This is a genomic window from Microvirga sp. GN3, assembly GCF_055792825.1.
In genome coordinates, this window is the sequence record NZ_JBVVAK010000065.1 from 21183 (window position 1) to 47519 (window position 26337).

Sequence of the window (26337 nt, forward strand, 5' to 3'; positions counted from 1 at the left end):
CCGGAGCAGTTCACCTGCCCCGGCCTGATTGTAAATGGTCCGAAGGGTTTAGGAGCCCTGCTTCTTCACGCCCTTCTCGTCGAAATAGCGCTGGGCGCCCGGATGCATCGGGACGGGCATGCCGGAAAGCGCACTCTCGAGCTTGATGTCCTTGGCAGCCGCATGGGCGGCCACGAGATCCGGCAGGCTATCATAGATCGCCTTGGTCATCTGGTAGACGGTCTCGTCCTTCATGCCGGAATGGGTGACGAGGTAGTTGACGACGGCCGCCGTCTGCACGGGAGCGGTCTGACCGCCATAGGTGTTGGCCGGGATCGTGGCTTTCACGTAGGGCGAGCCGACCTTGTCCACGACGCTGGCCGGGATCTCCACCACGACGATGGGCACCGAAGTGGCGAGGTCGCGGATCGAGGAAACGCCGAGGCCAGCCGATTGCAGGGTGGCATCAAGCTGGCGGTTCTTCATCAGCTCGACGGATTCACCGAAGGGGAGATACTCGACCTTGCCGAGATCCTTGTAGGACAGACCTGCGCCCTGGAGGATCGCCCGGGCATTGAGCTCGGTGCCGGATTTCGGAGCGCCGACGGAGAGGCGCTTGCCCTTCAGGTCCGCCAGCGACTTGATGCCAGATTCCTGGGTCGCCACGACCTGGATGTAGTTCGGGTAGATGGCGGTGATGCCGCGCAGCTTGTCGAGCTTGCCCTTGAAGCCGGCTTCCTCGTCACCGGCCCAGCCCATGGCGAGGCTGTCGCCGAGGGTAAAGCCGATCTCGCCCTTGCCCTGCTGCAGGAGGGTGAGGTTCTCGACGGATGCCTTCGTGGCCTGGACCGACGGCCGAGAACCCTGCACCTTGTCCGTGAAGACCTTCGAGAGGGCGACGCCGAGCGGATAATAGACGCCCGAGGTGCCGCCGGTCAGGACATTGATGAAATCCTGGGCTTGGGCGGGCAGGCCCGCTCCGGCAATGGCAATGGCCGCCGCTGCGCCGATGACGCGGCGCATGACTTTTCGATGCATGACGTACTCCCTATTTTATGGCGCGGTTATTCCTACGCCTGTGTGTAGGGTAACTTTGCCCGCTGACGAAGATTTCTCAAGAGGCTAAGAGGGACTTAATCCTGCCACCTTGGTCGGTAGGGGTGCGTCCTTTCCACAGACATATGCGCTCATTCATGATCAATCGCCGCCGCTTCCTCCAAACAGCAACCGCCACCGCCGCCCTTGCTGCGCAAGGCTTTTCCGGTGAGGCACTGGCGCAGCAAAGCCTGAAAATGGGGGCCCCTGCCCCGTTCTCGTTCGAGGATTTGAGGAAGCGGGCGCAGAACATGGCGCGCTCGGCCTATGTGGCGCCGCCGAGCCCTTCGCCCGAGATCCTGTACCAAATCGACTACGACGCCCACGGCAAGATCAAGTTCAAGACGGATCTGGCGCTCTGGGCCAACGGCCCCAGCGAATTCCCCGTCACCTTCTTCCATCTTGGCCGCTTTTTCCAGAAGCCGGTGCGCATGCACGTGGTCGAGGGCGGCCGGGCCCGCGAGATCATCTACGACAGCGACTATTTCGACATGCCGGCGGATTCGCCCGCCCATAAGCTGCCGGACAATTCGGGCTTTGCCGGCTTCCGCTTCCAAGAGGCCCGTAACGGCAAGCTCGACTGGCGCAAGAACGACTGGGTTGCCTTCCTCGGCGCCTCTTACTTCCGCGCCATCGGCGAATTGTTCCAATACGGCCTCTCCGCCCGCGGCCTCGCCGTGGACGTGGCGGTCTTCGGGAAGAACGAGGAATTCCCCGACTTCACCCATATCTATTTCGAGACGCCGCAGCCGGGTTCGAACACGGTCACGGTCTATGCCCTGCTCGACGGCCCGAGCGTTGCCGGCGCCTACCGCTTCGTCATGCAGCGGGCGGCAGCCGTCATCATGGATATCGACAGCGCCGTCTACATGCGCCAGGACGTGAGCCGGCTCGGCCTCGCGCCGCTGACCTCCATGTACTGGTACTCGGAGAAGTCGAAGACCACCGCCGTCGACTGGCGCCCCGAGATTCACGACTCGGACGGGCTCGCCATGTGGACGGGCACGGGCGAGCGCATCTGGCGCCCGCTCAACAACCCGCCGCGCATCATCACCTCGGCCTTCACCGACGAGAACCCGAAGGGGTTCGGCCTGCTCCAGCGCGACCGGAACTTCGACCATTATCTCGACGGCGTCTATTACGACCGCCGCCCCTCCCTCTGGATCGAGCCGCAGGGCGGCTGGGGCCGGGGCTCGATCCAACTGGTCGAGATCCCGACCGACGACGAGATCCACGATAACATCGTGGCCATGTGGGTGCCGTCCGAACCGGTGCGCGCGGGCCAGGCCATCGAGCTGCGCTATCGCATGCATTGGGCGGCGGACGAACCTTATCCGACGCCGCTCGCGCGGGTCATCGCCACCCGCCTCGGCAACGGCGGACAGGCCGGCACCAACCGGCCGAAGGGCGTGCGCAAGTTCATGGTGGAGTTCATCGGCCAGCCCCTGACCAAGCTGCCGAGCGGCGTGATCCCGAAGCCCGTGCTCAGTGCCTCCCGCGGTGAATTCTCGAACATCCTGACCGAGGCCGTGCCGAACAACGTGCCTGGGCACTGGCGCACCCAGTTCGACCTCACCGCGACCGGAACCGAGCCGGTGGAGATGCGCTGCTACCTGCGCAATGAGAATGAGGTGTTGAGCGAAACCTGGCTCTACCAATACCACCCGACGTTCTGAAATATCTTCAAATAAACCATATGGTTGATAGGGGCGTATAAAATACTATACGCCCCTAGAAATGCCGGCTGATCCGGTTTATGTAAGGGGCCATGTCGCATGGCCACCACCATCATTACCATACCCACGAGCATCGGGCGATTGCCGCCGCTCCGACCTTCTCGCTGCTGCGCCTGTCGGCCGGGCAGCGTCTGATCGGCGCCGCCGCCCTCCTGCTTGTCCTGTGGCTGCTGGTCCTTGCGGTGATGGGGTAGCGCATGCCGTCCAGATCGACCGCCATCCGCTTCGACGGGGTCACCTTAGGCTATGACCGCAGGCCGGCCGTGCATCACCTCGATGGCGATATCCCGGCCGGCAGCCTGATGGCCGTGGTCGGGCCCAACGGGGCCGGCAAATCCACTCTGCTCAAGGGCATCGTCGGCACGTTGAAGCCTCTCGAAGGCCATATCCGCCTGAAGGGCTCTGCTTCCGGCATCGCCTACCTGCCGCAGGCCGCCGAGATCGACCGGTCGTTTCCGCTCTCCGTCTACGATCTCGTCGCCATGGGCCTCTGGGGGCGCTCCGGCCTGTTCGGCGGCATTTCCCGCTACGACCGCACGAAGATCGAGCGGGCTCTGGCAGCCGTGGGTCTCATCGGCTTCGAGCGGCGCCCGATCTCGACCCTGTCGGGCGGGCAGATGCAGCGGGCGCTCTTCGCGCGGCTCCTTCTCCAGGACGCCCCCGTGATCCTGCTTGACGAACCCTTCACCGCCATCGACGCCAAGACGACCGCCGATCTGCTCGACCTCGTCCGCCGCTGGCATGACGAATCCCGCACGGTGGTTGCGGTCCTGCACGACCTCGACATGGTCAAGCGCACCTTCCCGCAGACCCTGCTGATCGCCCGCGAGCCCGTGGCCTGGGGCGAGACGATGAACGTATTGAGTGCCGAGAATCTTTTGAAGGCCCGGCGCATGGTCGAGGCATATGATCCGCACGCGGATGTGTGCCACCGCAACGTCGCGTAAGAGCGCCCGTCCATGCTCGACCTGCTTTATACGCCCTTCTCCGAATTCGAGTTCATGAAGCGCGCCCTCGTGGGCGTAATCGCCATCGCCCTGGGCGGCGGCCCGGTCGGCGTTTTCCTGATGCTGCGCCGTATGAGCCTCACCGGCGACGCCATGGCGCATGCGATCCTGCCCGGCGCGGCCGTCGGCTATCTCGTCGCCGGCCTCTCGCTGCCGGCCATGACCATCGGCGGCTTGTTCGCCGGCGTCATCGTCGCGGTTGCGGCGGGCCTTGTCTCACGCTTCACGTCATTGAAGGAGGATGCCTCTCTGGCAGCCTTCTACCTGTTGTCTCTGGCACTCGGTGTCACCATCGTGTCGCTTCGCGGTTCGAACGTGGACCTGCTGCACGTGCTCTTCGGCACGGTACTGGCGCTCGATGACAACACGCTGCTTCTGATCGCCTCCATTTCCACCATCACTGTGCTGGCGCTCGCCGTGCTCTACCGCCCGCTCGTGCTTGAATGCGTGGACCCGGTCTTCCTGCGTTCCGTGAGCCATGCCGGCACGCCAACGCATCTGATCTTCTTAGGCCTCGTCGTCATGAACCTCGTCGGAGGATTTCATGCGCTCGGAACCCTGCTGGCGGTCGGCATGATGATGCTGCCTGCCGCCGCGTCCCGCTTCTGGACCAATGACATCACCATGATGATGCTGGTCTCCGTCGTCATCGGCATCGTCTCGGGATTGAGCGGCCTGCTGCTCTCGTTCCATGCGGAACTGCCCGCGGGGCCGGCGATCATCCTCTCGGCCGGTGCCGTCTATGTGATCTCCCTCGTGCTGGGGCGCGAGGGCGGCCTGCTGCGGCTCGCATGGCCCGGCAAGCACCTGGAAGCCTGACCTCCTTCATAAGGATCAAGACCCATGCTGACGCGAAGAGCTGCCGTATCCCTTCTGGCAGGATGCCTCACCCTTGCCGCATCGTCGCTGCCGGTGGCGGCACAGAACGCCGACAAGCTGAAGGTGGTCGCGACCTTCTCGATCCTCGGCGACATGGTGCGCAACGTGGGCGGCGAGCGCGTCGAGGTCGCCACCCTCGTCGGCCCGAACGGCGATGCGCATGTCTATTCGCCGACGCCGGCCGATGGACGGCGCCTGTCTGAGGCGACAATCGTCTTCACCAATGGCCTGAAATTCGAGGGCTGGATCGACCGTCTCGTGAAATCCTCCGGTACCAAGGCCGTGAAGGTCGAGGCCGCCAAGGGTGTGAAGCCTCTGAAGAGTGACGATGAAGGCCACGGGCATGATCACGGCCATGGCGGCGCTGATCCCCATGCCTGGCAGAGCATCGGCAATGCGAAGATTTACGTCGTCGGTATTCGAGATGCGCTGATCGCCGCGGATGAAGCGGGCAAGGCGACGTACGAGGCCAATGCGAGCGCTTATCTCAAGCAGCTCGATGCGTTGGATGCCGAGGTGAAGAGCCTCGTCGCCGGCATTCCCGCCGAGCGCCGCAGGATCATCACCTCCCACGATGCTTTCCGCTATTTCGAGGAGGCCTATGGGATCGACTTCGTCGCGCCTCAGGGCGTCTCCACCGAGTCGGAGGCCTCGGCCAAGGACGTGGCCCGGATCATTCAGCAGATCAAACGCGAGAAGATCACCGCAATCTTCGTGGAGAACGTCTCCGATATCCGCCTGATGGAGCGTATCGCTAAGGAAACCGGCGCGAAGATCGGCTCCAAGGTCTATTCCGACGCACTCTCGGACGGCAATGGCCCAGCTGCCACTTACATTGACATGATGAGACACAATATAAGGGCTTTCAGCACGGCCCTGTCGAGCTGATCAACCACCCTCCCCGCTCGTGGGAGACGAACGTTGCGGACCCATCCGATGACCGACAAGATTCCCGTCACCGTCCTCACAGGCTATCTCGGCGCCGGCAAGACCACGCTTTTGAACCGCATCCTCACCGAGCAGCACGGCAAGAAATATGCCGTGATCGTCAACGAGTTCGGCGAGATCGGCATCGACAACGAGCTCGTCGTCGGCGCCGACGAGGAAGTGTTCGAGATGAACAACGGCTGCATCTGCTGCACCGTGCGCGGCGACCTGATCCGCATCCTCGACGGACTGATGAAGCGTAAGGGCAAGTTCGACGCCATCATCGTCGAGACCACCGGTCTTGCCGATCCGGCTCCTGTGGCTCAGACCTTCTTCATGGACCAGGACGTGTCCGACACCGCGCGGCTCGACGCGGTGGTGACGGTGGCGGACGCCAAGTGGCTCTCCGACCGGCTGAAGGATGCGCCCGAGGCCAAGAACCAGATCGCCTTCGCGGACGTGATCATCCTCAACAAGATCGATCTCGTCTCCGAGGGGGAACTGGAAGAGGTCGAGGCGCGCATCCGCGCCATCAATCCCTACGCCAAGGTCCACCGGACCCAGAACTGCGCCATCCCGATCTCGGAAGTCCTCGACCGCAAGGCCTTCGATCTCGACCGCATCATCGAGCTCGAGCCCGACTTCCTGGAGGAAGGCCATCACCATCATCACGACGAGGAGATGCAGTCCGTCTCCGTCGCCATCGATGGCGAAGTGGATCCGGAGAAGTTCATGCCGTGGATCTCGAACCTGACCCAGGTCGAAGGTCCGAACATCCTGCGCTGCAAGGGCATCGTCGCGTTCCCGAACGAGCCGAAGCGCTTTGTCTTCCAGGGCGTGCACATGATCCTGGACGGCGACGTGCAAGGCGAGTGGAAGCCGGGCGAGAAGCACACTTCCAAGGTGGTCTTCATCGGCCGCGACCTGAACGAGAAGGCGATCAAGGAAGGGTTTCTGGCCTGCGCGGCATAAAACAGCCGTCTGACGGCCTCGGGGCTCAGCCCGGGGCCAGGCCTGCCCGCAACATGCAGTCGCGCACGTGGGCCCTGCGGGCGGCGATGATCTGGTTGCGGGCATCCTCACCCATGCCGATGCCCCGGCTGCTCGTCCTGTAGATCAGGTTGGCTTCCTGCTGGCAGGCGGCCTTCTGCGCCTCCCTCGCGGAGGATTCCGCGCTCTGCTCCTGGGCCGACACCTGCGCCGACAGGACACCTGCAAGGGCAAAGGTCGCCAAAGCCAGAACTCGCATTCAATCACTCCGTTTTTGAGCGCGTAGTCTCAGGCAATAAGCTGGAACGGGCTACGGCTCAGAAGTCCTAATCCTGGGACTCATTGGTAGATCACCGCCTTTGAGAAATTCGTGATGCCCCTGCCCGCAACCAGCCAAACTATGTTATGGGCAGCGCACATGAAGGGATCGTTTTGATGAGTACTGGAACCGCGCCGTCCTTGACCCAGAATGTGGCGCCCGTGACGGCAGGCGCGCATGTCACGGCCATCGGCTGGCTCAAAGGCACGGCCGCCTTCGGTCTCGGCGACGGCGGCGTTCTTCTCAGCAAGGACGGCGAAAGCCATCGTGTCGAGGTTCATCCCGATGCGGGCGTTCTGGCGGCAGCGAGCGACGGCGAGCGCTTCGTGACCGGCGGAGACGACGGCCGCGTCGTCGTTACCGGCGCTGACGGTTCCACGAAGACCCTGGCCGAGACCAAGGGAGCCTGGATCGACTCGCTTGCCGTCAATGCCGGCGGCGCCTTTGCCTACGGCGCCGGCAAGCGCGTGATCGCCCGCGACGACAAGGGCCGGGAGAAGACTCTTGAAGTGCCCTCCGCCGCGCGCGGCCTCGCCTTCGCGCCCAAGGGCTACCGGCTGGCGATTTCCCATTACAACGGCGCGACGCTCTGGTTTCCCAACGTGGAAGCCAAACCCGAGGCGCTCGAATGGAAGGGCTCCCATCTCGACGTCACCTGGTCACCGGATGCCCGCTTCGTCGTGACCTCCATGCAGGAGAACGCGCTTCACGGCTGGCGGCTCATCCCCGACAAGGGCCACATGCGGATGAGCGGCTATCCGTCGAAGACGCGCTCCCTGTCTTGGTCGGGCGACGGCAAGTGGCTCGCCACCTCCGGTGCCGAAGCGGCCATCATCTGGCCGTTCGAATCGAAGGAAGGCCCCATGGGCAAGGCGCCGCGGGAATGCGGTGTACGTCCGGCCAAGGTCAGCCGTGTGGCTTTCCATCCCAACACCTATGTGCTGGCGGTGGGCTACGAGGATGGCTGCATCCTGCTCATCCGTCTCAACGATGCCTCCGAGCTTCTTGTCCGCCCCGCCGTCAAGGACAGCGGGATTACGTCCATGGCCTGGGACAAGGGCGGTAAACGCCTCGCCTTCGGCTGCGAGGACGGTCAGGCCGGCATCCTGACCCTGCCGACTTGAGATCGCCCGTGGCTCTGTTCGGTGCCTTCCTGAGAGGGTCCTTCGGTCTGCCGAAGCCTGACAAGCAGGCCATCGACCGAGTGAAGGATCTCGCCCGTGCGGCTCTTCAGGTCTCGCCGGATACGGCCTTTGCGGTCAACGAGATCGCCTGCAACGATCCCGGCTGTCCGGGCATCGAGACCGTGATCCTCGTGATGGAGCCGGGCCGGAAGACCAGGGCCCTGAAGGTCCCCAAGGTCCTCGACGAGGTGATGGAACAAGATATCCTCAAGGCTCTTGAGCCTTAAAAGAGGTCAAGCTTGTCTCGGGTCATTCGCATCATTGCATTCGGTTGTGGGCTGTGCGGCGGCATCGTCGCCTCGCAAGGCCCGGAATTCGCACAGCAATACCGTCAGCGTCTCGGCGGCGCGATCGACGAGCTGCAGCAGGTGATCACGCGCTTCGATGCCGATGCGCAGGCGAGCGGCGAGACGCGGGAGAGCGCCATCGTTCGCCTACGCTCCAACGCGGACGATTTCGTCAGCCGCCAGGGCACCGCCATGCAGGCCAATGTGGAGCGTCTGGGCCGGCTGGAGAATCATCGCAGAACCATGATGCAAGCAGGCCCCTTCTCTCGCGTTGCCCTGATGGTGCGCGACGGAGACCAGGATGTGATGGAGGCGGTCTACCGCGATTTCGAGCCGGCCGTGCCGGTGACGGAAGAAGGCATCCTCTCGACCGCCATCGGCTTCATTGCCGTCTGGGGCGGCGTTCTTCTTCTGATGGGTTTTCTGCGCAGTCTTTGGCGGAGGCCGCGCACACGCCGGCAGAAAATACAGGCTTAAGCCTCGCGCTCCGGCTTTCCGGCCAGCACCACATAGAATCCCAGACCGTCCTGCGCCGGCAGGGTCTGCAGCCTGTCGATCCAGCCGCGCTTCTTGGCCTCGAGCAGAGCCTTGCCGACCGGCTGGAACAGGGTCTCGCCGCCGCCTTCCGGCGGCGGATCGAGACGGATGGCCACTGACTTCGCTGCAGCGAAGCGGCTGCGCTCCAGCATGTCCTGAATCGAGGCCTCCGCCTTTTCGCGCGAGACGCCCCGCAGGTCGAGCAGGCTTTCGGCATCGACGACGCCAAGGCCGCCACGGAGCTTGTTGGCGTAGAATTCCTCGAAATGGGGCATCTCAGCTCACTCCAACCGTCATGCCCGGACTTGTCCCGGGTATCCACGCCTTGCTTTGTTCAGGAACAGAAGATGTGGATGGCCGGCACAAGGCCGGCCATGACGCGCGTGGTTACCGCACCAGGATGTTCCGGAACTGCCACGGATCGGACGTATCGATATCCTCCGGGAAGAAGCCAGGACGGTCGTCGAGCGGGGTCCAGTCCGTGTAGTAGCCGTTTACCGGACCGAGATAGGGTAGCTGCACTTCGAGGCAGCGGCGGAAATCGATGTCGTCGGCCTCGACGATGCCGGCATTCGGATTCTCCAGCGCCCACACCATGCCTGCAAGCACGGCGGAGGTCACCTGGAGGCCGGTGGCGTTCTGGTAAGGCGCAAGCTTGCGGGTCTCCTCGATGGAGAGCTGCGAGCCATACCAATAGGCATTCTTGCCGTGCCCATAGAGCAGCACGCCGAGTTCGTCCTTGCCGTCCACGATCTCATTCTCGGTGAGGATATGGTGATTCTCCTGCACTTTGCCCTCATTGCCGAACATCTCGTGAAGCGAGAGCACCGCGTCGTTCGCCGGGTGGTAGGCATAGTGGCAGGTCGGCCGATAGACGGCCTTGTCACCCTCGCGAACGGTAAAATAGTCTGCGATCGAGATCGCCTCGTTATGGGTGACCAGGAAGCCGTATTGCGGCCCGGGCGTAGGGCACCAGGAACGGACGCGCGTGTTGGCGCCGGGCTGAAGCAGATAGATGGCCGCGCCGCTACCCTTCGTATGGGTGCGGCCATTCTCCGGCATCCAGGTCTCGTGCGTACCCCAGCCGAGCTCCGCCGGCTGCACGCCTTCCGATACGAAGCCCTCCACGGACCAAGTGTTCACGAAGACGCCCATGGGCTTCGGATGCTCCGCGCGCTGGGTGTCACGCTCGGCGATGTGGATGCCCTTCACGCCGACGCGCTGCATGAGACCGGCCCATTCCTCGCGCGTCTTCGGTTCTTCGTGCTCGAGACCGATATCCTTGGCAATATTGAGAAGCGCCTGCTTCACGAACCAGGACACCATGCCGGGATTGGCGCCGCAGCAATTCACCGCGGTGGAGCCGCCGGGGCTCTTTCGGCGCGCATCGAGGATGTTCTCGCGCAGCATGTAGTTGGTGCGGGCCTCAGGCCCCGCGCTCTTGTCGAAATAGAAGCCAGCCCAGGGCTCGGCCACGGTGTCGATGTAGAGCGCGCCGAGTTCGCGACACAGCTCCATGATGGCTCGCGAGGATGTATCGACCGACACGTTCACGCAGAATCCCTGACCGCCACCTTCCGTGAGGAGGGGCGTGAGGATTTCGCGGTAATTGTCAGGCGTCAGAGCCTTCTGCACGAGAGTGATGCCGCGCACATCGAGCATGCTGCGGTCCGTGTCGACGGGATCGATGACCGTGAACCGGTTCTTGTCGAACTCAAAATGCCGCTCGATCAGGGGCAGCATGCCTTTGCCGATCGAGCCGAAGCCGATCATGACGATGGGGCCGGTGATGCGACCATGAACGGGCCAAGTGGTCATCAGATCTGTCTCCTTGCGAAAGCAGTGATGGAAAACGGTAAACGCCAAACAGCGAATTTGGGCGCATCTAGGATTGAGGAGCCCTTGGGGTCAATGCCCGGGGCCAACTCCCAGCTTCTTGAAGCAATTTCCCTGCGGATGGCGAAGGCAGAATGACAATGACAGCGCTGCCATGCCGATTTCGCGCTCGACATCGCGCAACAGCGCTGCATGATCGCAGGTCTCTCCGTCTCATCACCCGACCGTGACCGATGAAATTTCATGAACTTCTCAGGCATTACTGGCGCATCATCGGCCTCGGCTTTGCACTGACCTTCCTGTCCTCCTTCGGCCAGACTTTCTTCATCTCCCTGTCGGGTCCGGATATCCGCGAGGCTTTCGGCCTGACGCACGGCGCCTTCGGCTCGATCTACTCTCTCGCGACCCTGTCCTCGGGCCTTTTGATGATCTGGGTCGGCAGCGTCATCGACCGGGTCGATATCCGGCTTTACGCCACCACGGCCATGCTTGGCCTGGCGGCAGCGGCCATCAGCCTGTCCTTTGCGTCCAGCATCCTCGTGCTGGGCTTGAGCCTCTTTGCCTTGCGCCTCTTCGGCCAGGGTATGCTCAGCCATGCGGGCGTGATGAGCACCGCCCGTTTGCATGAAGGCGTGCGCGGCAGGGCTTTGGGCATCGCGGCCCTCGGCTTTCCGGCCGGCGAAGCGACCCTGCCTGCCCTCGCTCTCGCACTGATCGCGGCTTTTGGTTGGGCAGGCGCTTGGCGCATCGCCGCGCTCGTGATCGTGGTCGCACTGACCATCGGCTGGCTGCTCGGCTTTGTTCTCAAGGCGAAGGATCCGGATCTCGAGGGAGCGGCACGAAAAAAAGCCTTGAGCGACGCGGGTCCGCGCTGGATCGACATCCTGCGCGATTGGCGCTTTCTCGCGCTGATCCCCACCATGATCGGCTATCCAGCGATCATGACGGCGTATTTCTTCCACCAGCGCTTCATTGCGGATCTGAAGGACTGGTCGCTGGAGCTTCTGGCGAGCAGCATTACGCTCTTCGCGCTGGTCTCCGTGGTGGTCGCCATGAGCGCTGGCAGCTTCGTCGACAGATTTGGAGCGGTGCGCCTCAGCCATTTCTATCTCGCCGGCATGACGGCGGCATCCTTCGCGCTCGCCGCCTTCGATGCGCCGTATCTGCCGCTCGTGTTCTTCGGCCTGATCGGTCTCACCTCGGGCTGCACCAATGTGGTGATCGCGGCCGTTCTGGCCGAATTGTTCGGGACGACGCATCTGGGCAAAATCCGCGCGCTCGCCGGCGCAATCATGGTGGTGGCCTCGGCCGCGACGCCGGGGGCCATCGGGCTTCTGTTCGATGCAGGGGTAAGCCTTGAGGCGATCTGTCTAGGCTTCGCCGCCTACATGATCGCGGCAGCAGCCATTACCTTCGCGCTGCCCAATCCGAGGGCCGCGCGTTTGCAGCCCTCGGAAGGATAGAGTCAGACTCAGAGCGCCGAGCGGATGCCCGCCAGCGCGCCCTGCGCGGCAGCGGCGACGAGAGCGCCGAGATCGGGCTTCTGCTCGAAGGCGCCGGTCGCGGAGACGAGGCCACGTGCGCCATCGAGCGCCCCCGCATCGAGCTCGAGCGCCAGGAAGCGATTGCGCTCGTAGGGACCCGGGAGCCAAAGCGAGCCCGTCTTCTCCGTCGAGAAGCCGAAGCGCTCGTAATAGGGCGCATCACCCACCAGCAGCACCGCCTTGTGGCCGAGATCGACCGCCCGCTTCAGCGCTTCGCGCATGAGCTTGCCGCCGAGGCCGAGGCTCTGCACGGACGGATCGATGGCGATGGGCCCCAGCATTAGTGCCGCACGATTCGGGCCGGCCGAGATGTGCCACAGGCGCACGGTACCAATGATCTCACCGTCGCGGTCGATGACCAGGGACAGGCCGTCGGCCGGCATCCTGCCCTTGCGCAGGCGTTCGCAGGTCTTCTGGAACCGGGCGGATCCGAAGCAGGCATCGAGCAGCGCCTCGCGTGCATCGACATCATGGAAGGTTTCTTCGCGAATCGTGATCATGGCCGTGGCCTCCCAATACACGTGGGGTGAGCGACAGCCCTCGCACCTGTTCACAACTTGAACAGGCCGTCCGGGACAACTTCTTGGAGGTTGGTGCCTGCCTCATTTCACGAGGCAGGCGGGACGTGACTTTCTAAAGTCGCATTTTCTTCCGCAAAACCGGCAAGCCACTTTTGCGGAAAATGCTTTAGATCACGTAGGACTTCAGCGGCGGGAAGCCGTTGAACGCGACCGCCGAGTAGGTGGTCGTGTAGGCGCCCGTGCCCTCGATCAGCACCTTGTCGCCGATCTCCAGCGAGATGGGGAGCAGGTAGGGCTCCTTCTCGTAGAGAACGTCGGCCGAGTCGCAGGTCGGCCCGGCCAGCACGCACGGCACCTTGCGGTCCTCGTCGCGCTCGCTGCGGATCGGGTAGCGGATCGACTCGTCCATCGTCTCGGCGAGACCGCCGAACTTGCCGATGTCGAGATAGACCCAGCGCACCTCGTCCTCGTCGCGGCTCTTCTTCGAGACGAGGACGACCTCGGCCTCGATGACGCCCGCATTGCCGACCATGCCGCGGCCCGGCTCGATGATCGTCTCCGGGATGCGGTTGCCGAAGTGCTTCGACAGCGCCCGGAAGATCGACTCGCCGTAGGCTTCCACCTGAGGCACCGTCTTCAGGTACTTCGTCGGGAAGCCGCCGCCGAGGTTGACCATCGACAGGTGGATGCCGCGATGTGCGCATTCACGGAAGATCGCGGAGGCGGAACCGAGAGCCTGATCCCAGGCTTCCGTGTTGCGCTGCTGCGAGCCCACGTGGAAGGACACGCCGTAAGCCTCGAGGCCCTGACGATAGGCATGCTCCAGCACGTCCACGGCCATCTCGGGCACGCAGCCGAACTTGCGGGAGAGCGGCCACTCGGCGCCGGCGCCGTCGCACAGGATGCGGCAGAACACCTTCACCTCGGAGGCATCGACACCGGCGGTCGCAGCCGCGCGGACGATCTTCTCGACCTCGACTTCGCAGTCGACCGCATAGAGGCGCACACCGAGCTCGAGAGCGCGCACGATGTCGCGCTCCTTCTTGATCGTGTTGCCGAAGGAGACGCGGTCAGGCGTCGCGCCGGCAGCCAGCGCAAGCTGGATCTCGACCACGGACGCCGTGTCGAAGCATGAGCCGAGCTCGGCCAGGAGCTTGAGCACCTGCGGCTCCGGATTGGCCTTCACGGCGTAGAACACACGCGTGTCGGGGAGCGCACGGGCAAACTTCGAATAGTTGTCGCGCACGACTTCGAGGTCGACGACCACGCACGGGCCGTCCTCACGTCGGTTGCGCAGGAATTCACGGATGCGCTGAGTCATGGCGCTCTCCCCACCAAAGGTTCAATGGAGGTCTTGTCCAGCCTCCGGATTGAAGTTCAGACGATCAGATTTCCTGCCGTCCGGCGTCAGCGAGGGAAGATGACATCCCGCTTCGTGCGATGGAGACACGAGAAGCGGCGATGGGCTCTTCACCCGACGATGCTGCCTTGGATTGGATGGGGATACTCCATCCGCACGCCTGGCAATGATAAACAAGCCTCTTCGGTGTTGACCTTTGGAGGGCCAACGAGACCAAAAAAGCCCGTTCGTCGTTGCTTTAAGTTGCGTCCCCCGTTGAGAACGAGGTGCGCCGGTTTTCGCCTCCGGCTGCCGGTTAGGGGTATCGAGAGCTAGGTCGCTCTCGGGCGGCTGTCCGGCCTCTTGTCCGGATGCCCACCAACCGGCACGCGACCACAGGCACGTGCGAAATTGGGCAGGGGTGAAATAAGCATATTCGTCAGGGATCACAAGAGCTTTTCAGACCTTTCAGAGGATTTTTTTAACCCTGCCGGGACCTGTGTCTTGCCCGCATCACCATTCAGCCTCCATTAAGCGGGACAGGTACACGGAAGAAGATCCGGGCCCATATTCCAAAGCCCGAATTCCGGCCATTTTGCTCTTTCAGTCGAGAACGCTCCGCAGCCATGACGAACCTGTCCCGCCGTACCCTTCTGCAAAGCCTGCTCGCAGCCACCGCGCTGCCCGCTTTCAGTCAGCAGAGCCGGGCTCAGCAGCAGAGCGGCGCACCGGCACCCAATCCGTTCCGCTACGAGGACGTGGTGCGCCGGGCCCGCGAGCTTGCGGCCGTCCCCTACGAGGCGCCAGCGGTGCAGCTGCCCGAGCCCCTCAACCGGCTCAGCTTCGACGATTACCGGGATATCCGCTTCCGCCCGGACAAGGCCCTGCTCGGCTCCGGTAACGGGCCGTTCCGGATGCAGCTCTTCCATCCGGGCTTCCTCTACCAGCGCCCGGTGATGGTGAACATCATCCGCGACGGCGTTCCGACCCCGGTACCCTACCAGCGGGAGCTGTTCGATTACGGCCGCAACAAGATCGAGCGGCCATTGCCGGTCAATCTCGGCTTTGCGGGCTTTCGCCTCCACTACCCTCTGAACAACCCAAAAGTGCTCGACGAGGTCATCGCCTTCCTCGGCGCGAGCTATTTCCGCTTCCTTGGATCGGATCAGAAATATGGCCTCTCGGCGCGAGGCCTCGCGATCAATGTGGAAGGCGGCGAAGCGGAGGAGTTTCCGCATTTCCGCGAATTCTGGGTCGAGATGCCCAAGCCCAATGACGAGCGGGCCATCGTCTATGCCCTTCTCGACAGCCCGTCCGTCGCCGGCGCCTACCGGTTCGAGATCTACCCGTCGAAGGAAACGACTCTCGACGTCACGGCGACGCTGTTCCCGCGCCAGACCATCACCAATGTGGGTGTCGCCCCCCTCACCTCGATGTTCTTCGAGGGCGAGAACGACCGGAAGCCGACGGACGACTACCGCCTGGAAATCCACGATTCGGACGGGCTTCTCATGCAGTCCGGCGCGGGCGAGTGGATCTGGCGGCCCCTGCGCAACCCGAGCCGCAAGACGATCTCGTCCTTCAGCGACAACAATCCGCGCGGCTTCGGCCTGATGCAGCGCGACCGGGCATTCGAAAACTACCAGGATCTCGAAGCCACATACCATCAGCGTCCCGGCTACTGGGTCGAGCCCATCGGGCAATGGGGCGAGGGCTGGGTCGAACTGGTCGAGATTCCGACGCCAGACGAGACTCACGACAACGTCGTGGCTTATTGGCAGCCGAACCGGGCCTTCGAGCCGGGGCAGGAAGTGGTTCTCTCCTACCGCCTGCGCGCTGCATCCGAGATCCGCGCCATGCATCCAGGCGGGAAGGCGATCAACACCTTCCAGACCCCGCCGCGCGCCAGCGGGTCGAACGCGCCGAGCGATCCCCGACATCGCCGATTCATCATCGACTTCGCGGGCGGCAATCTGCCTTACTATCTCGGCGCTCCGGAGCAGGTGCAGCTCGTCCCCTCCACTTCCGCCGGGCAGATCACCAATACCTTCATCATGCCCAACAGCCACGCGAACGGCTTCAGGGCCGCCATCGACGTGAAGCTGGAACCGGGGCAATCCACGGATCTGCGCGCCTTTCTGCGCGCCGGCAACCGGGCACTGACGGAGACCTGGACCTATCCCTGGTTCGTGGAGTGATTCACATCCTCTCCGTGTCATTCCCGACCGGAACGCAGCGGAGGGGGAGGGAATCCATAGAGGCAGCACGTCACAGTGGATCCTCTTCCCTCGCCTGCGGCCCGCCAGGGATGACACTTTCGACGTTATGGCCGGGCTCGTCCCGGCCATTCCGATAATGCAAAGCATGCCGCCTCGGGCAATCGGGATCACCGGTACAAGGCCAGTGATGACTGCGGATGGCGGGAGACCTTGCCAAGCCCTGCCGAACCGCGCAGAAGCTGTGCCTCGGATGGCAGGCCGTTTGCCCTGCCTTAGCGGAAGGTGAGTGCGATGAAGCTGAACGCTTGGATCACGGGAGCGTTTGCAGCCTGTTTGGGCGGAAGCGCCCTGGCGCTACAGCCGCTGACAGAGGTGACCTTCGGCACCAACTGGATCGCGCAAGGCGAGCATGGCGGCTACTACCAGGCCGTCGCCGACGGGACTTACGAGAAATACGGCCTCAAGGTCGCCATCGTGCCGGGCGGCCCTCGCGCCAGCAATCGCATGCTCATGACCGTCGGCAAGCTCGACTTCTACATGGGCGGCAGCATGATCCAGGCCCTCTCCGCTGTGGAGAAGAACATCCCCACCATCGTGGTTGCGGCTCATTTCCAGAAGGAACCGCAGGTGCTGCTGAGCCATCCTGGCCAGGGCCTCGACACCTTCGCGGATCTGAAGAAATCGAACGACATTCTTCTGTCCAAGGACGGCGTCGCCACCTTCTTCCAATGGATGAAGGCCGAGTACGGCTTCAAGGACGAGCAGGTGAAGCCCTTCGGCTACAACCCGGCGCCCTTCATCGCCAACAAGGCATCGGTGCAGCAGGGCTATGTCACCTCCGATCCACTGACCATCGAGAAGGCCGCGGGCTTCAAGCCCAACGTGTTCCTGCTCGCGGATCATGGCTTCAGCACCTATTCCACCACGGTGGAGACCCGCCGCGAGGTGATGGAGAAGAATCCCGATCTCGTACAGCGCTTCGTCGATGCCTCGACCATTGGCTGGTACAATTATCTCTACGGCGACAACACGAAAGCGAAAGAACTCATCAAGCGCGACAATCCGGAGATGACGGACGAACTGCTGGCCTATTCCCACGCCAAGATGAAGGAATACGGCATCGTCGATTCCGGTGACACGCAACCGCTCGGCATCGGTGCCATGACGGATGCGCGCATGAAGGACTTCTTCGACAAGATGGTGAAGGCGGGTCTCTTCAAGGCGGACCTCGATTACAGGAAGGCCTATACGCTCCAGTTCGTGAACAAGGGCGTCGGGCTGAACCTGAAGAAGTAAGAGGAGAGCGACGCCTTTTTCATGTCGCTACACCCATGACGCAGCTTTCGCCCGCGCTCGTTTCTCTCAGAGAGATCACGAAGATCTTCTCCAACGGCGTGACGGCGCTTGCCGGTTTCAATCTCGATGTGCGCGCAGGCGAGTTCGTGTCCCTCCTCGGGCCTTCGGGATGCGGCAAGTCGACGGTGCTGCGCCTCATCGCGGGACTTGCGCAGCCGACGGAAGGAAGCGTCACTTGGCCAGGCTCGACCGATGAGGATCATCGCAGCGAGATCGGCTTCGTGTTCCAGGATCCGACGCTGATGCCCTGGGCGAATGTGGCGGACAATGTGTGGCTGCCGTTGCGCCTTCGCGGCATGTCCAAGCGCGGTGCGCAAGACCGCATCGCCGAGAGCCTGGCCCTCGTCGGATTGAGCGATTTCGCGAAAGCCTATCCACGCGAACTCTCCGGCGGCATGAGGATGCGCGTGTCGATCGCGCGCGCGTTGTCGCTCAAGCCGCGGCTACTTCTCATGGACGAACCCTTCGCCGCCCTCGACGAGATCACACGCTTCCGGCTCAACGACGACCTTCTGCGCGTGCAGAGCGAACTGCATTGCACCGTCGTGTTCGTGACCCATTCGGTTTATGAGAGCGCCTATCTGTCGAGCCGCATCGCAGTCATGTCCCCGCGTCCGGGCCGCATCGTCGCCGAGATCGAAGGCGAGCTGCCCGGCCCCCGCTCGAAGGATTTCCGCACCAGCGCACGCTATGCGCGACTTTGCGGAGAGATCTCGCAGATTCTGCTCGATCAGACAGCCGAGGAGCGGTTGTGATGACCTCGGCTCCGCTGCCCGCACGCCGGCAGGGTAACCCCTTGAAAATCGTTCTGCCGCTTGTCGTCTTCGCGGCATCCATCGCCGCGTGGGAAGCCATCGTGCGCATCGGGGGCATCCCACCCTATATCCTGCCCACGCCGAGCCTGATCGCCCAAACTCTCGTCGCCGATTGGTCGCTGCTCTCTGCCTCGCTCATGACGACGCTCAACACCACGCTCACCGCCCTCGTCCTCGCCGTTCTCGGCGGTGTGTTGCTCGCGGTGCTGTTGAGCCTGTCGAAGATCGTCGAGTATTCGCTCTATCCATTCGCCGTCGTGCTGCAGGTCACGCCGGTCATCGCCATCGCGCCCCTGCTCCTGATCTACATGCCGCAGGATGTGGCTGTCTTGACCTGCGCGTGGCTCGTCGCCTTCTTTCCGGTTCTCTCGAACACGATGCTCGGCCTGCAATCCGTGGACCGGAATCTGATGGAACTGTTCCAGCTTTATGGCGCTCCGGCCTCGCAAGGCCCGCTGGCACGCCTGAGGGCGCGCCTGAAGGCCCTGTGGTTTCTGCGCCGTCCGGCCGCCCTTCCGGCCTTTCTCGCGGGGCTGCGGATCGCGGGCGGATTATCACTCATCGGGGCTGTGGTTGCCGAGATGGCCGCAGGGTCCGCAGGGGCAGGTTCAGGGCTCGCCTACCGCATCATCGAAAGCCAGTACCGGCTCAACATCCCGCGCCTGTTTGCGGCTCTTGTTCTTTTGGCCGCGACCGGCATCGGCCTGTTTCTCGTCCTAGCAGCGCTCAATCATGCCCTTCTTCGCCGCTGGCACGAAAGCGCCCTCAATCGAGAGGCCTGAGCGCTTCCATTTGTTTAGCCTGTTAATAGTGTGCCGGCTTGTCATCGTACCGTCATGAGTCCCGTCCATGGTAGGTAAGGAGAACGCTTCGAACAGCGAGGGACCATGGATACCGATAACACGCATCCGGGCATCAAGAGCGTCGGATGGGCTCTGGTTCAAGCCTCACGCCTGCATCGAAGCCGCACGGGCGACAAGCTCTCGGAACTCGGCCTCTTCGCCGGCCAAGAGCAGGTCCTCCAGGCTCTCGGCAATTCCGGTCCCATGACCATGGGCGAGTTGGCCGCCATCCTGCGGGTGCGCCCGCCGACCGCCTCCAAGACGGTCTCCCGCCTTTCCAGCTTGAAGCTAGTGGAACGCCACACCGAGCCCGGCGATGCCCGGGTCGTGCGCGTGAAGCTCACCAAGGAGGGCAAGCGCAAGGCGGCCGCTATCGACGCCCTATGGGAAGAGGTCGAGGGCGAGCTGCTGCAAGGCTTCGACAACAAGGACCGCAAGCGGCTACGCAAGCTCCTGCGCAAGGCCGCCAAGAACCTCGCCGGTCTCACCGGAGCCGATCAGACGGGTTTCGAGACCGATGACGAGGTAGACGGGCTGGAAGCCTCCAGCGAACCGGAGATGGCAGCGACGGCCTGATTAGAGCATCGGATCCAAAAGTGGACTTGCGCTTTCGGGATCCAATCCGATGCTCCCTTTATGGATCAGCGTATCGCCGAGCGCGGAAAACTGGACCCACTTTTCACTGACGTGGCCCTCTGGGTCCGCACGATGCGCTAGAACCCCTGTGTGCCACGCACGGCCCTCGTGCGTGGCGGACATTCGTCTCGGGACGGCTAAGCGGCTAGCATTCCCGGCATGGCCGACACCGTTATCACGTCCTCGTCAAAAGCCGTCTCGCAGCGCCAGAACCGCATGGTGGGGATCGCCCTCATGTGTGCGGCGTTGTTCTGCTTTTCGTGCCTCGATGCGACGGCCAAATGGGTGAATCGCTCCGTCGACCCCATGGTCACGGTCTGGGCCCGCTACATCTCGGCCGCTCTTCTCACCTTCCTCGTCATCAACCCCCGGACCCAGCCCGGGGCGCTGAGGACGCGCCGTCTCCCGTTGCAGCTCCTCCGCTCGTTCCTGCTCTTCGCCTCGACCCTGTGCAATTTCTTCGCCCTGCAATACCTGCAGCTGGTCGAGACCCAGTCCATCATCTTCGCAACCCCGCTGCTTGTGGCCCTTCTTGCAGGCCCCCTTCTGGGAGAACGCATCGGCTGGCAACGTATGATCGCCATCGGCGTCGGCTTCATCGGCATTCTCGTCATCACGCGGCCAGGCTTGGGCACCATGCATCCCGCCGCCCTGCTGTCGCTCATGGGCGCCGTGGCCTATGCGTTCTACAGCATCGTGACGCGGATGCTGGCCTCGAGCGATTCCATCGCGACCACAACCCTTTATTCGAGTGTCGCTGGGATCATCTTCGTCACTCCCATCCTGCCCTGGATATGGTCCACCCCCTCCTCGCCGCTGATCTGGTTTCTTCTCGCGACGACGGGCTTTTATGGAGCCTTTGGCCATTGGCTGCTGGTCCTCGCCCATGCCCGGGCTCCGGCGGCGATCCTGTCCCCCTTCATCTACAGCCAGATCATCTGGATGCTGGTTTTAGGCTACGTCCTCTTCGGGGATTGGCCGGATTCTTGGACCTTCGTCGGGGCTGGCATCGTCATCGCATCGGGGCTCTATTTGCTCTACCGTGAACGCGTGAAGCATCGAAAGCCGGAGCCGTCCCCTTGAGTGATGCCGCCATCGACACCCTGCCCGGGATCGGTCCCGTGACGCAGAGCCGACTGGAGGACGCCGGCATCCACACGGTTGGCGAACTTCGTTCCATGGGATCCGTCGAGGCCTATCGCCGCCTGAAATTCATGCTGCCCCGGCAGGTGAGCCTCAATGCGCTCTATGCCCTGGAGGCCGCCTTGCGCGGCTGCCACTGGCTCGACCTGCCGCAGGACGTGAAGGCCGCCCTCCAGCAGCAGGCCAAGATCATCGACGAAGCCTTTCGCCAGGGCGGCGTCGCACGCTGTGCTCTTTAACCCGACATCACAAGGAAACGCCATGAGCCGAACCGATATCCTGATGACAGCGCCGATGATGCCGATCGTGATCGAGGCGCTGGACAAGGCCTTCACGCTTCACCGTCTGTGGGAGCAGACAGACAAGGAGGCTTTTCTGAAGGAGGTCGGCCCTCGCATTCGTGGTGTGGCGACCACCACGCTCTTCGGTCGCGTGGACGCCACCCTTCTCGATCGCCTGCCCAAGGTGGAGATCATCTCGAGCTTCGGCGTCGGCTACGACAATGTGGACGCGGCGGAGGCCGCCAAGCGCAACATCGTCGTCACCAACACGCCCGGCGTTCTCGACGATGAGGTCGCCGATCTCACTCTCGGTCTCCTTCTCGCGACGTTGAGGAAGATTCCGCAGGCGGACCGCTACCTGCGCGAAGGACAATGGTTGAGGGCGTCCTTTCCCCTGTCGGCCACCTTGCGCGAGAGGAAGATCGGCATCGTCGGTCTCGGACGCATCGGCAAGGCCATCGCGAAACGATTATCCGGCTTCGATGTGAGCATCGCCTATCACGGGCGCACGCAGCAGGACGACGTGGCCTATCCCTATTACCCAACCGTGACTGGCCTCGCTGAGGCTTGCGACGTGCTGATCATCATTACTCCCGGCGGTGCCTCGACCAAGCATCTCATCAATGCGGAGGTCCTGAAGGCGTTAGGATCCAATGGCATTCTGATCAACGTCGCGCGCGGCACCGTCGTCGACGAGCAGGCGCTCATCGACGCGCTCAAGTCCGGCACGATTCTCAGCGCAGGCCTCGATGTCTACGAGGACGAGCCGCGCGTTCCGCAGGAACTGATCGACCTGGAACACGTGGTGCTCCTCCCCCACGTCGCCTCCGCCTCGGTCCATACCCGCAACGCCATGGGTATGCTGGTCGCTGACAATCTGATCTCATGGTTCGACGGCAAGGGTCCACTGACGCCGGTGGCGGAGACGCCTTACAAGGGGCGATAAATTTAAGCCACGCTCTTCGTCTTCACCGGCCTTGTGCCGGTGATCTCGATGGGTTGTAGCACACCGCTTTTCCGCATCGAGATGGCCGTCCCCGGATCAAGTTCGGGGACGGCCATGACATCAGAAGGATGTCGTCCCCGGCGAGCGAAGCGAGGGAAGGGGATCCACTCACACGCTCAGCGCCATGGATTCCCTTCCCCTGCGATGGCTTTGCCATCTCCGGCCGGGAATGACACGTGTGAACCATCCCCACGAAGTGCGAAATTAAAGCGCAAACCCGCCATCGACGAGGTGGATATGCCCCGTCGTGTAGCTCGCCTCATCCGACGCGAGATACACAGCCAATGCCGCTACCTCCTCTGCCGTACCGAGACGCCCCATCGGCTGGCGGTCGATGAAGGCCTGACGCACGGTCTCCAGGCTCTGCCCGGAGCTCGCCGCAAGCGCCGCGATCCGCTCGTCGAGCGAAGGCGACTGAATCGTGCCGGGGCAGATGGCGTTGGCACGGACACTGCGCTTGATGAAATCCGCCGCGACCGCCTTGGTCAGGCCGATTACCGCGGCCTTCGTCGTCCCATAAACATACCGGTTTGGGATACCGCGCACGGAGGAGGCGCCGGAGGCGATGTTGACGATGGAGCCCCTGCCCTTCTCCAGCATACCCGGCAGCACAGCCTTGATCGTCCGATGCATGGACCGCACGTTCAGGTCGAACGAAAAATCCCAATCCTTGTCGGAGCATTCGAGGATCGTGCCGTGATGCACGAAACCGGCCGCATTGACGAGAATATCGAACGGTCCGGCCTCGGCGACGAGTTGCTCGACATCCGCACTTGAGAGCACATCGAGCCTGCGCCTCTCAGCGCCCTCGAGACCCTCCAGCTTCGCCACATCGAGATCCGTCGCCCAGACCTTCGCACCTTCGCGAAGGAAGGCTTTCGCGGTGGCGCGTCCGATCCCCTGCCCTGCCGCCGTGACGAGGGCTGTCTTTCCGTGAAGTCTGTTCATGACAGCCCCCGTTCCCTTTCGTGCAGATCAGTGATTATCGCGCGGCACGCCGAAGGTCTGCGCGACCTTCTGGTACTTCACGGCCGGCTTCAGGGTCATGCCCTCGGAGAGCTGATCGACCATGGAGCGCTGGATCTCCTGCCAGGGCGTCTGGCTCGCCGGATAAGCATAGCCGCCCCTGGCTTCGAGATCGGCGCGACGCTTCTCCAGCTCTTCCGGCGAGAGAAGAATATCGGCGCTGCGCTTGTTGAGATCGATGCGGATGCGATCGCCCGATTGCAACAGGGCCAGCCCGCCGCCGATGGCAGCCTCCGGCGAAGCATTGAGGATCGACGGCGTGCCGGATGTGCCGGACTGGCGTCCATCACCGATACAAGGCAGCGAGAGAACGCCGCGTTTGATGAGCGCGCCCGGCGGCTGCATGTTCACCACTTCCGCGGCACCCGGATAGCCCACCGGGCCCGCCCCGCGCATGATGAGGATCGTGTGCTCGTCGATGTTGAGCGACGGATCATCGATGCGGTGGTGATAATCCTCCGGCCCATCGAACACGACCACGCGGCCTTCGAAAGCATTCGGATCTTCGGGATTGTTGAGATAGCGCTCCTGGAATTCCTTGCTGATCACGCTCGTCTTCATGATCGCGGAATCGAAAAGCGTTCCCTTCAGGTTGAGGAAGCCAGCCTTCTCCTTCAACGGATTGTCGTAGGAGCGGATCACGTCGTGATCCCAGGTGAACTTGCCCTTGCAGTTCTCGCCGATGGTCGTGCCGGTGCAGGTCAGCGCGTTCTCGTGAATCTTTCCGGCGCCGATCAGTTCGGCAAGAACGGCCGGAAGACCGCCGGCGCGGTAATACTCCTCGCCAAGATATTCGCCCGCAGGCTGCATGTTCACGAGAAGCGGGATCTCGAAGCCGAGACGCTCCCAATCGTTGTTGTCGAGCGGCACACCGATATGCTTGGCAATCGCGTTGATGTGGATCGGTGCGTTGGTGGAACCGCCGATCGCCGCATTGGCGACGATGACATTCTCGAACGCTTCACGGGTCATGATATCGGAAGGCTTCAGATCCTCCCACACCATGTCGACGATGCGAAGGCCGGTCTCGAAGGCCATCTGTCCGCGCTCGCGGTAAGGCGCGGGCACTGCGGCGGAACCCGGCAGGGACATGCCGAGCGCCTCTGCCAGCGCGTTCATCGTCGAGGCCGTACCCATCGTGTTGCAATGACCGACGGACGGTGCGGATGAGCCGACGATGTCGATAAATTGTTGATAGTCGATATCGCCCGCCGCATGGCGCTCACGCGCCTTCCACACGATGGTGCCCGAGCCTGTGCGCTCGCCATGATGCCAGCCATTGAGCATGGGACCGACATTAAGCGAGATGGCGGGAATGTTCACGGTCGCCGCCGCCATGAGGCAGGCCGGCATAGTCTTGTCGCAGCCCGTCAGCAGCACGACGCCGTCGAGCGGATAACCATAGAGAACCTCGACGAGAGAGAGATAAGCGAGGTTGCGGTCGAGGCAGGCCGTGGGGCGCTTGCCCGTCTCCTGAATCGGATGACACGGGAACTCGAAAGGCACGCCACCTGCAGCCGTGATACCGTCGCGCACGCGCTTGGCGAGCTCAAGATGATGGCGGTTGCAGGGGGACAGATCGGAACCCGTCTGCGCAATGCCGATGATCGGCTTCTTGCCCTGCAGCTCCCTGCCGGTGAGGCCGAAATTCAGGTAGCGCTCCAGATAGAGTGCGGTCATGCCCGGGTTGTCGGGATTGTCGAACCAGAGCCGTGAGCGAAGCTGATCGGGAGTGCGACGGTGAGGCCTCTCAGCCATTCTTCATATCCTTTCGGGCATCCGTAAATGCAGTGGCGGTATTTGATCCGGGACAGGGCTTAAGATCAACTGCCCTCTGAGGAAAGTAGCTACCTTTTAGCAATTCGAAACGCTGTTTAAGCGCAGCAGCAACGTTCCATCCGCATTCCAATCCAGAGGAATAATTGTTATAGAATTTCACCCATTGGAATCCTTCCGATGCGGCGTCCCAGCCGACAACTCCGAGCAGCCCTGCCATGTTTCGATGCGCTCTCTCCTTCATCTTGACCGCCTTTCTCGCTTCTCCGGCTATGAGCGACGATTGCCCAACCGCCCAGACCGCGAAGCTGGGCTTCGTGCTGGAACGCCAAGGGACGATTGCGGAGGTCCGACCTGCTTCGGATCACTTCTTCCATGTGTTGAACTCGTATCCGGGTGGGAAAAAGCAGGATGTGATCTACTACCGGGGGTTCTTCCCGATCAGCCGTTTCGACGACACGGCCCGAAGCATCAACATTCCCGTCTCCGATCTGCGTACCGTCTTCCCGCTCGAACAGAAAGCCCGACGGGCGCTCACCTATGCACCGGCCCAGCCGGGCAAAGTGGGAGCCTTGATCTCATTGGAACTGACGGTGACAGGCCAAGAGCAGCTTCAGCTCGGTTCCTGCTCCTACAGCGTCCTGGCGGTGCGCAACCGCTTCCTCAACGCGGACGGAAAGATGACGTCCGAACACACGGATCTCTACTCGCCCGAGCTCGGTTTCGTTCTGGCGAAGCGCTACGAGGAAAAGGGCGGGACGCAGACCATCATTAAGTATCAGAGCATCAGGCCGCTGGGGCGGATTTCCCCCCTCTGAGAACAATGAATGGCCTGAACGCGTCGCGAACTCAACGGGCCGCGTCAGCGAAAAGTGGACCCGGATTTCGGCGTCAACGATGTGTCGCTTAAGGGACCGATGCACTAGAGCATCGGACGGTTAAACAGACGCATATCCGGTGGCCCTGAGGAAGTTCCAACACTCATGTGGCTCAAACAAATCGCAGATGTCACCGAGCGCTCGCCAGAGCGCGTCGAACGTTCGGGCCTCGGCCTTGC

Annotated in this window: 28 protein-coding genes; 19 read left to right on the forward strand and 9 right to left on the reverse strand. The window is 62.8% G+C overall.

From position 1 onward, the window contains the following. Window positions 1-48: 48 nt before the first annotated feature. Window positions 49-1017: a TAXI family TRAP transporter solute-binding subunit gene (locus ACS5Q1_RS26420; protein WP_203441209.1), complete on the reverse strand. Its 969-nt coding sequence runs from the start codon at window positions 1015-1017 to the stop codon at window positions 49-51. Window positions 1018-1172: 155 nt separating this feature from the next. On the opposite strand from ACS5Q1_RS26420, the gene ACS5Q1_RS26425 reads away from it, so the two are divergent. From ACS5Q1_RS26425 to ACS5Q1_RS26450, 6 genes are all read left to right on the forward strand, one after another. Continuing rightward, window positions 1173-2750, forward strand: a complete 1578-nt coding sequence (locus ACS5Q1_RS26425) for an OpgD/OpgG family glucan biosynthesis protein (RefSeq protein ID WP_473100961.1) — start codon at window positions 1173-1175, stop codon at window positions 2748-2750. 92 nt (window positions 2751-2842) lie between these two features. Then, complete coding sequence (locus ACS5Q1_RS26430) at window positions 2843-3004, forward strand: hypothetical protein (RefSeq protein ID WP_473100962.1); 162 nt, start codon at window positions 2843-2845, stop codon at window positions 3002-3004. Between the two features lie 3 nt (window positions 3005-3007). Continuing rightward, a complete protein-coding gene (gene aztA / locus ACS5Q1_RS26435) occupies window positions 3008-3757 on the forward strand; it encodes a zinc ABC transporter ATP-binding protein AztA (protein ID WP_473100963.1) in 750 nt (249 codons plus the stop codon). 12 nt (window positions 3758-3769) lie between these two features. After that, window positions 3770-4636 (forward strand): zinc ABC transporter permease AztB, encoded by an 867-nt coding sequence (gene aztB, locus ACS5Q1_RS26440; protein WP_473100964.1) that lies wholly within the window; start codon window positions 3770-3772, stop codon window positions 4634-4636. A 24-nt stretch (window positions 4637-4660) separates the two neighbouring features. Then, a complete protein-coding gene (locus tag ACS5Q1_RS26445; protein WP_473100965.1) occupies window positions 4661-5584 on the forward strand; it encodes a metal ABC transporter substrate-binding protein in 924 nt (307 codons plus the stop codon). 48 nt (window positions 5585-5632) lie between these two features. Then, a complete protein-coding gene (locus ACS5Q1_RS26450; protein ID WP_203441215.1) occupies window positions 5633-6595 on the forward strand; it encodes a CobW family GTP-binding protein in 963 nt (320 codons plus the stop codon). A 25-nt stretch (window positions 6596-6620) separates the two neighbouring features. Here the strand turns inward: ACS5Q1_RS26450 and ACS5Q1_RS26455 are convergent, their stop codons facing one another. Next, window positions 6621-6872, reverse strand: coding sequence for a hypothetical protein (locus ACS5Q1_RS26455; RefSeq protein ID WP_203441216.1), 252 nt, complete (start codon window positions 6870-6872; stop codon window positions 6621-6623). A 176-nt stretch (window positions 6873-7048) separates the two neighbouring features. Between ACS5Q1_RS26455 and ACS5Q1_RS26460 the strand changes: the two genes are divergently transcribed. From ACS5Q1_RS26460 to ACS5Q1_RS26470, 3 genes are read left to right on the forward strand one after another with little or no spacing between them, the layout of a single operon-like run. Continuing rightward, complete coding sequence (locus ACS5Q1_RS26460) at window positions 7049-8056, forward strand: WD40 repeat domain-containing protein (RefSeq protein ID WP_473100966.1); 1008 nt, start codon at window positions 7049-7051, stop codon at window positions 8054-8056. An 8-nt stretch (window positions 8057-8064) separates the two neighbouring features. Further along, a complete protein-coding gene (locus tag ACS5Q1_RS26465) occupies window positions 8065-8343 on the forward strand; it encodes a hypothetical protein (protein WP_473100967.1) in 279 nt (92 codons plus the stop codon). Between the two features lie 12 nt (window positions 8344-8355). After that, a complete protein-coding gene (locus ACS5Q1_RS26470; RefSeq protein ID WP_473100968.1) occupies window positions 8356-8880 on the forward strand; it encodes a DUF2937 family protein in 525 nt (174 codons plus the stop codon). Here the strand turns inward: ACS5Q1_RS26470 and ACS5Q1_RS26475 are convergent. Then, window positions 8877-9215, reverse strand: coding sequence for a hypothetical protein (locus tag ACS5Q1_RS26475; RefSeq protein WP_473100969.1), 339 nt, complete (start codon window positions 9213-9215; stop codon window positions 8877-8879). The genes ACS5Q1_RS26470 and ACS5Q1_RS26475 overlap by 4 nt on opposite strands. 112 nt (window positions 9216-9327) lie before the next feature. Next, window positions 9328-10758, reverse strand: coding sequence for a homospermidine synthase (locus ACS5Q1_RS26480; protein WP_473100970.1), 1431 nt, complete (start codon window positions 10756-10758; stop codon window positions 9328-9330). A 251-nt stretch (window positions 10759-11009) separates the two neighbouring features. Here ACS5Q1_RS26480 and ACS5Q1_RS26485 point away from each other — a divergent pair, with 251 nt between their 5' ends. Further along, entirely contained in the window at window positions 11010-12239 is a 1230-nt protein-coding gene (locus ACS5Q1_RS26485) for an MFS transporter (RefSeq protein WP_473100971.1), read from the forward strand. Window positions 12240-12247: 8 nt separating this feature from the next. Here the strand turns inward: ACS5Q1_RS26485 and ACS5Q1_RS26490 are convergent, their stop codons facing one another. After that, complete coding sequence (locus tag ACS5Q1_RS26490; protein WP_473100972.1) at window positions 12248-12820, reverse strand: GNAT family N-acetyltransferase; 573 nt, start codon at window positions 12818-12820, stop codon at window positions 12248-12250. Between the two features lie 187 nt (window positions 12821-13007). Continuing rightward, complete coding sequence (locus ACS5Q1_RS26495) at window positions 13008-14162, reverse strand: type III PLP-dependent enzyme (RefSeq protein ID WP_473100973.1); 1155 nt, start codon at window positions 14160-14162, stop codon at window positions 13008-13010. Window positions 14163-14806: 644 nt separating this feature from the next. Between ACS5Q1_RS26495 and ACS5Q1_RS26500 the strand changes: the two genes are divergently transcribed. The 8 genes from ACS5Q1_RS26500 (at window position 14807) to ACS5Q1_RS26535 (ending at window position 22418) form a co-directional block, all read left to right on the forward strand. Further along, window positions 14807-16378: an OpgD/OpgG family glucan biosynthesis protein gene (locus ACS5Q1_RS26500; RefSeq protein WP_473100974.1), complete on the forward strand. Its 1572-nt coding sequence runs from the start codon at window positions 14807-14809 to the stop codon at window positions 16376-16378. A gap of 312 nt (window positions 16379-16690) precedes the next feature. Beyond that, a complete protein-coding gene (locus tag ACS5Q1_RS26505; RefSeq protein ID WP_473100975.1) occupies window positions 16691-17695 on the forward strand; it encodes an ABC transporter substrate-binding protein in 1005 nt (334 codons plus the stop codon). Between the two features lie 35 nt (window positions 17696-17730). Further along, window positions 17731-18510 carry an ABC transporter ATP-binding protein gene (locus ACS5Q1_RS26510; RefSeq protein WP_473100976.1) on the forward strand — a complete coding sequence of 260 codons (780 nt, stop codon included), beginning with the start codon at window positions 17731-17733 and terminating at the stop codon, window positions 18508-18510. Further along, complete coding sequence (locus ACS5Q1_RS26515) at window positions 18510-19352, forward strand: ABC transporter permease (protein WP_473100977.1); 843 nt, start codon at window positions 18510-18512, stop codon at window positions 19350-19352. Before ACS5Q1_RS26510 ends, ACS5Q1_RS26515 begins: the two co-directional genes overlap by 1 nt. A gap of 105 nt (window positions 19353-19457) precedes the next feature. Then, window positions 19458-19988 (forward strand): MarR family winged helix-turn-helix transcriptional regulator, encoded by a 531-nt coding sequence (locus ACS5Q1_RS26520; RefSeq protein WP_203441228.1) that lies wholly within the window; start codon window positions 19458-19460, stop codon window positions 19986-19988. Between the two features lie 219 nt (window positions 19989-20207). Then, window positions 20208-21131 carry a DMT family transporter gene (locus ACS5Q1_RS26525; protein ID WP_473100978.1) on the forward strand — a complete coding sequence of 308 codons (924 nt, stop codon included), beginning with the start codon at window positions 20208-20210 and terminating at the stop codon, window positions 21129-21131. Then, window positions 21128-21430: a TfoX/Sxy family protein gene (locus tag ACS5Q1_RS26530; protein WP_473100979.1), complete on the forward strand. Its 303-nt coding sequence runs from the start codon at window positions 21128-21130 to the stop codon at window positions 21428-21430. Before ACS5Q1_RS26525 ends, ACS5Q1_RS26530 begins: the two co-directional genes overlap by 4 nt. A gap of 22 nt (window positions 21431-21452) precedes the next feature. Continuing rightward, on the forward strand, window positions 21453-22418 hold the full coding sequence (locus ACS5Q1_RS26535; RefSeq protein ID WP_473100980.1) for a 2-hydroxyacid dehydrogenase: 966 nt from the start codon (window positions 21453-21455) through the stop codon (window positions 22416-22418). A gap of 264 nt (window positions 22419-22682) precedes the next feature. On the opposite strand, the gene ACS5Q1_RS26540 is transcribed toward ACS5Q1_RS26535, so the two are convergent. The 3 genes from ACS5Q1_RS26540 to ACS5Q1_RS26550 are packed head-to-tail and all read right to left on the reverse strand — an operon-like array spanning window position 22683 to window position 25500. Further along, entirely contained in the window at window positions 22683-23426 is a 744-nt protein-coding gene (locus ACS5Q1_RS26540; protein ID WP_473100981.1) for an SDR family oxidoreductase, read from the reverse strand. A 27-nt stretch (window positions 23427-23453) separates the two neighbouring features. Continuing rightward, window positions 23454-25262, reverse strand: coding sequence for an IlvD/Edd family dehydratase (locus ACS5Q1_RS26545; RefSeq protein ID WP_473100982.1), 1809 nt, complete (start codon window positions 25260-25262; stop codon window positions 23454-23456). Continuing rightward, window positions 25255-25500, reverse strand: coding sequence for a hypothetical protein (locus ACS5Q1_RS26550; protein ID WP_473100983.1), 246 nt, complete (start codon window positions 25498-25500; stop codon window positions 25255-25257). The genes ACS5Q1_RS26545 and ACS5Q1_RS26550 overlap by 8 nt, the downstream gene beginning before the upstream one ends. Here ACS5Q1_RS26550 and ACS5Q1_RS26555 point away from each other — a divergent pair. Next, complete coding sequence (locus ACS5Q1_RS26555) at window positions 25499-26098, forward strand: hypothetical protein (protein ID WP_473100984.1); 600 nt, start codon at window positions 25499-25501, stop codon at window positions 26096-26098. The two genes, ACS5Q1_RS26550 and ACS5Q1_RS26555, sit on opposite strands and share 2 nt — an antisense overlap. Window positions 26099-26337: the final 239 nt, after the last annotated feature.

What these genes read in the sequence shown, in the direction of transcription:
- aztA (WP_473100963.1), top strand. Translation starts at nt 3,008, where the DNA reads ATGCCGTCCAGATCGACCGCCATCCGCTTCGACGGGGTCACCTTAGGC.
- ACS5Q1_RS26515 (WP_473100977.1), top strand. Translation starts at nt 18,510, where the DNA reads ATGACCTCGGCTCCGCTGCCCGCACGCCGGCAGGGTAACCCCTTGAAA.
- ACS5Q1_RS26420 (WP_203441209.1), bottom strand. Translation starts at nt 1,017, where the DNA reads ATGCATCGAAAAGTCATGCGCCGCGTCATCGGCGCAGCGGCGGCCATT.
- ACS5Q1_RS26545 (WP_473100982.1), bottom strand. Translation starts at nt 25,262, where the DNA reads ATGGCTGAGAGGCCTCACCGTCGCACTCCCGATCAGCTTCGCTCACGG.
- ACS5Q1_RS26555 (WP_473100984.1), top strand. Translation starts at nt 25,499, where the DNA reads ATGTTTCGATGCGCTCTCTCCTTCATCTTGACCGCCTTTCTCGCTTCT.
- ACS5Q1_RS26520 (WP_203441228.1), top strand. Translation starts at nt 19,458, where the DNA reads ATGGATACCGATAACACGCATCCGGGCATCAAGAGCGTCGGATGGGCT.
- ACS5Q1_RS26525 (WP_473100978.1), top strand. Translation starts at nt 20,208, where the DNA reads ATGGCCGACACCGTTATCACGTCCTCGTCAAAAGCCGTCTCGCAGCGC.
- ACS5Q1_RS26500 (WP_473100974.1), top strand. Translation starts at nt 14,807, where the DNA reads ATGACGAACCTGTCCCGCCGTACCCTTCTGCAAAGCCTGCTCGCAGCC.
- ACS5Q1_RS26535 (WP_473100980.1), top strand. Translation starts at nt 21,453, where the DNA reads ATGAGCCGAACCGATATCCTGATGACAGCGCCGATGATGCCGATCGTG.
- ACS5Q1_RS26490 (WP_473100972.1), bottom strand. Translation starts at nt 12,820, where the DNA reads ATGATCACGATTCGCGAAGAAACCTTCCATGATGTCGATGCACGCGAG.
- ACS5Q1_RS26460 (WP_473100966.1), top strand. Translation starts at nt 7,049, where the DNA reads ATGAGTACTGGAACCGCGCCGTCCTTGACCCAGAATGTGGCGCCCGTG.
- ACS5Q1_RS26495 (WP_473100973.1), bottom strand. Translation starts at nt 14,162, where the DNA reads ATGACTCAGCGCATCCGTGAATTCCTGCGCAACCGACGTGAGGACGGC.
- ACS5Q1_RS26540 (WP_473100981.1), bottom strand. Translation starts at nt 23,426, where the DNA reads ATGAACAGACTTCACGGAAAGACAGCCCTCGTCACGGCGGCAGGGCAG.
- aztB (WP_473100964.1), top strand. Translation starts at nt 3,770, where the DNA reads ATGCTCGACCTGCTTTATACGCCCTTCTCCGAATTCGAGTTCATGAAG.
- ACS5Q1_RS26505 (WP_473100975.1), top strand. Translation starts at nt 16,691, where the DNA reads ATGAAGCTGAACGCTTGGATCACGGGAGCGTTTGCAGCCTGTTTGGGC.
- ACS5Q1_RS26485 (WP_473100971.1), top strand. Translation starts at nt 11,010, where the DNA reads ATGAAATTTCATGAACTTCTCAGGCATTACTGGCGCATCATCGGCCTC.
- ACS5Q1_RS26445 (WP_473100965.1), top strand. Translation starts at nt 4,661, where the DNA reads ATGCTGACGCGAAGAGCTGCCGTATCCCTTCTGGCAGGATGCCTCACC.
- ACS5Q1_RS26510 (WP_473100976.1), top strand. Translation starts at nt 17,731, where the DNA reads ATGACGCAGCTTTCGCCCGCGCTCGTTTCTCTCAGAGAGATCACGAAG.
- ACS5Q1_RS26425 (WP_473100961.1), top strand. Translation starts at nt 1,173, where the DNA reads ATGATCAATCGCCGCCGCTTCCTCCAAACAGCAACCGCCACCGCCGCC.
- ACS5Q1_RS26450 (WP_203441215.1), top strand. Translation starts at nt 5,633, where the DNA reads ATGACCGACAAGATTCCCGTCACCGTCCTCACAGGCTATCTCGGCGCC.
- ACS5Q1_RS26430 (WP_473100962.1), top strand. Translation starts at nt 2,843, where the DNA reads ATGTCGCATGGCCACCACCATCATTACCATACCCACGAGCATCGGGCG.
- ACS5Q1_RS26550 (WP_473100983.1), bottom strand. Translation starts at nt 25,500, where the DNA reads ATGGCAGGGCTGCTCGGAGTTGTCGGCTGGGACGCCGCATCGGAAGGA.
- ACS5Q1_RS26475 (WP_473100969.1), bottom strand. Translation starts at nt 9,215, where the DNA reads ATGCCCCATTTCGAGGAATTCTACGCCAACAAGCTCCGTGGCGGCCTT.
- ACS5Q1_RS26455 (WP_203441216.1), bottom strand. Translation starts at nt 6,872, where the DNA reads ATGCGAGTTCTGGCTTTGGCGACCTTTGCCCTTGCAGGTGTCCTGTCG.
- ACS5Q1_RS26480 (WP_473100970.1), bottom strand. Translation starts at nt 10,758, where the DNA reads ATGACCACTTGGCCCGTTCATGGTCGCATCACCGGCCCCATCGTCATG.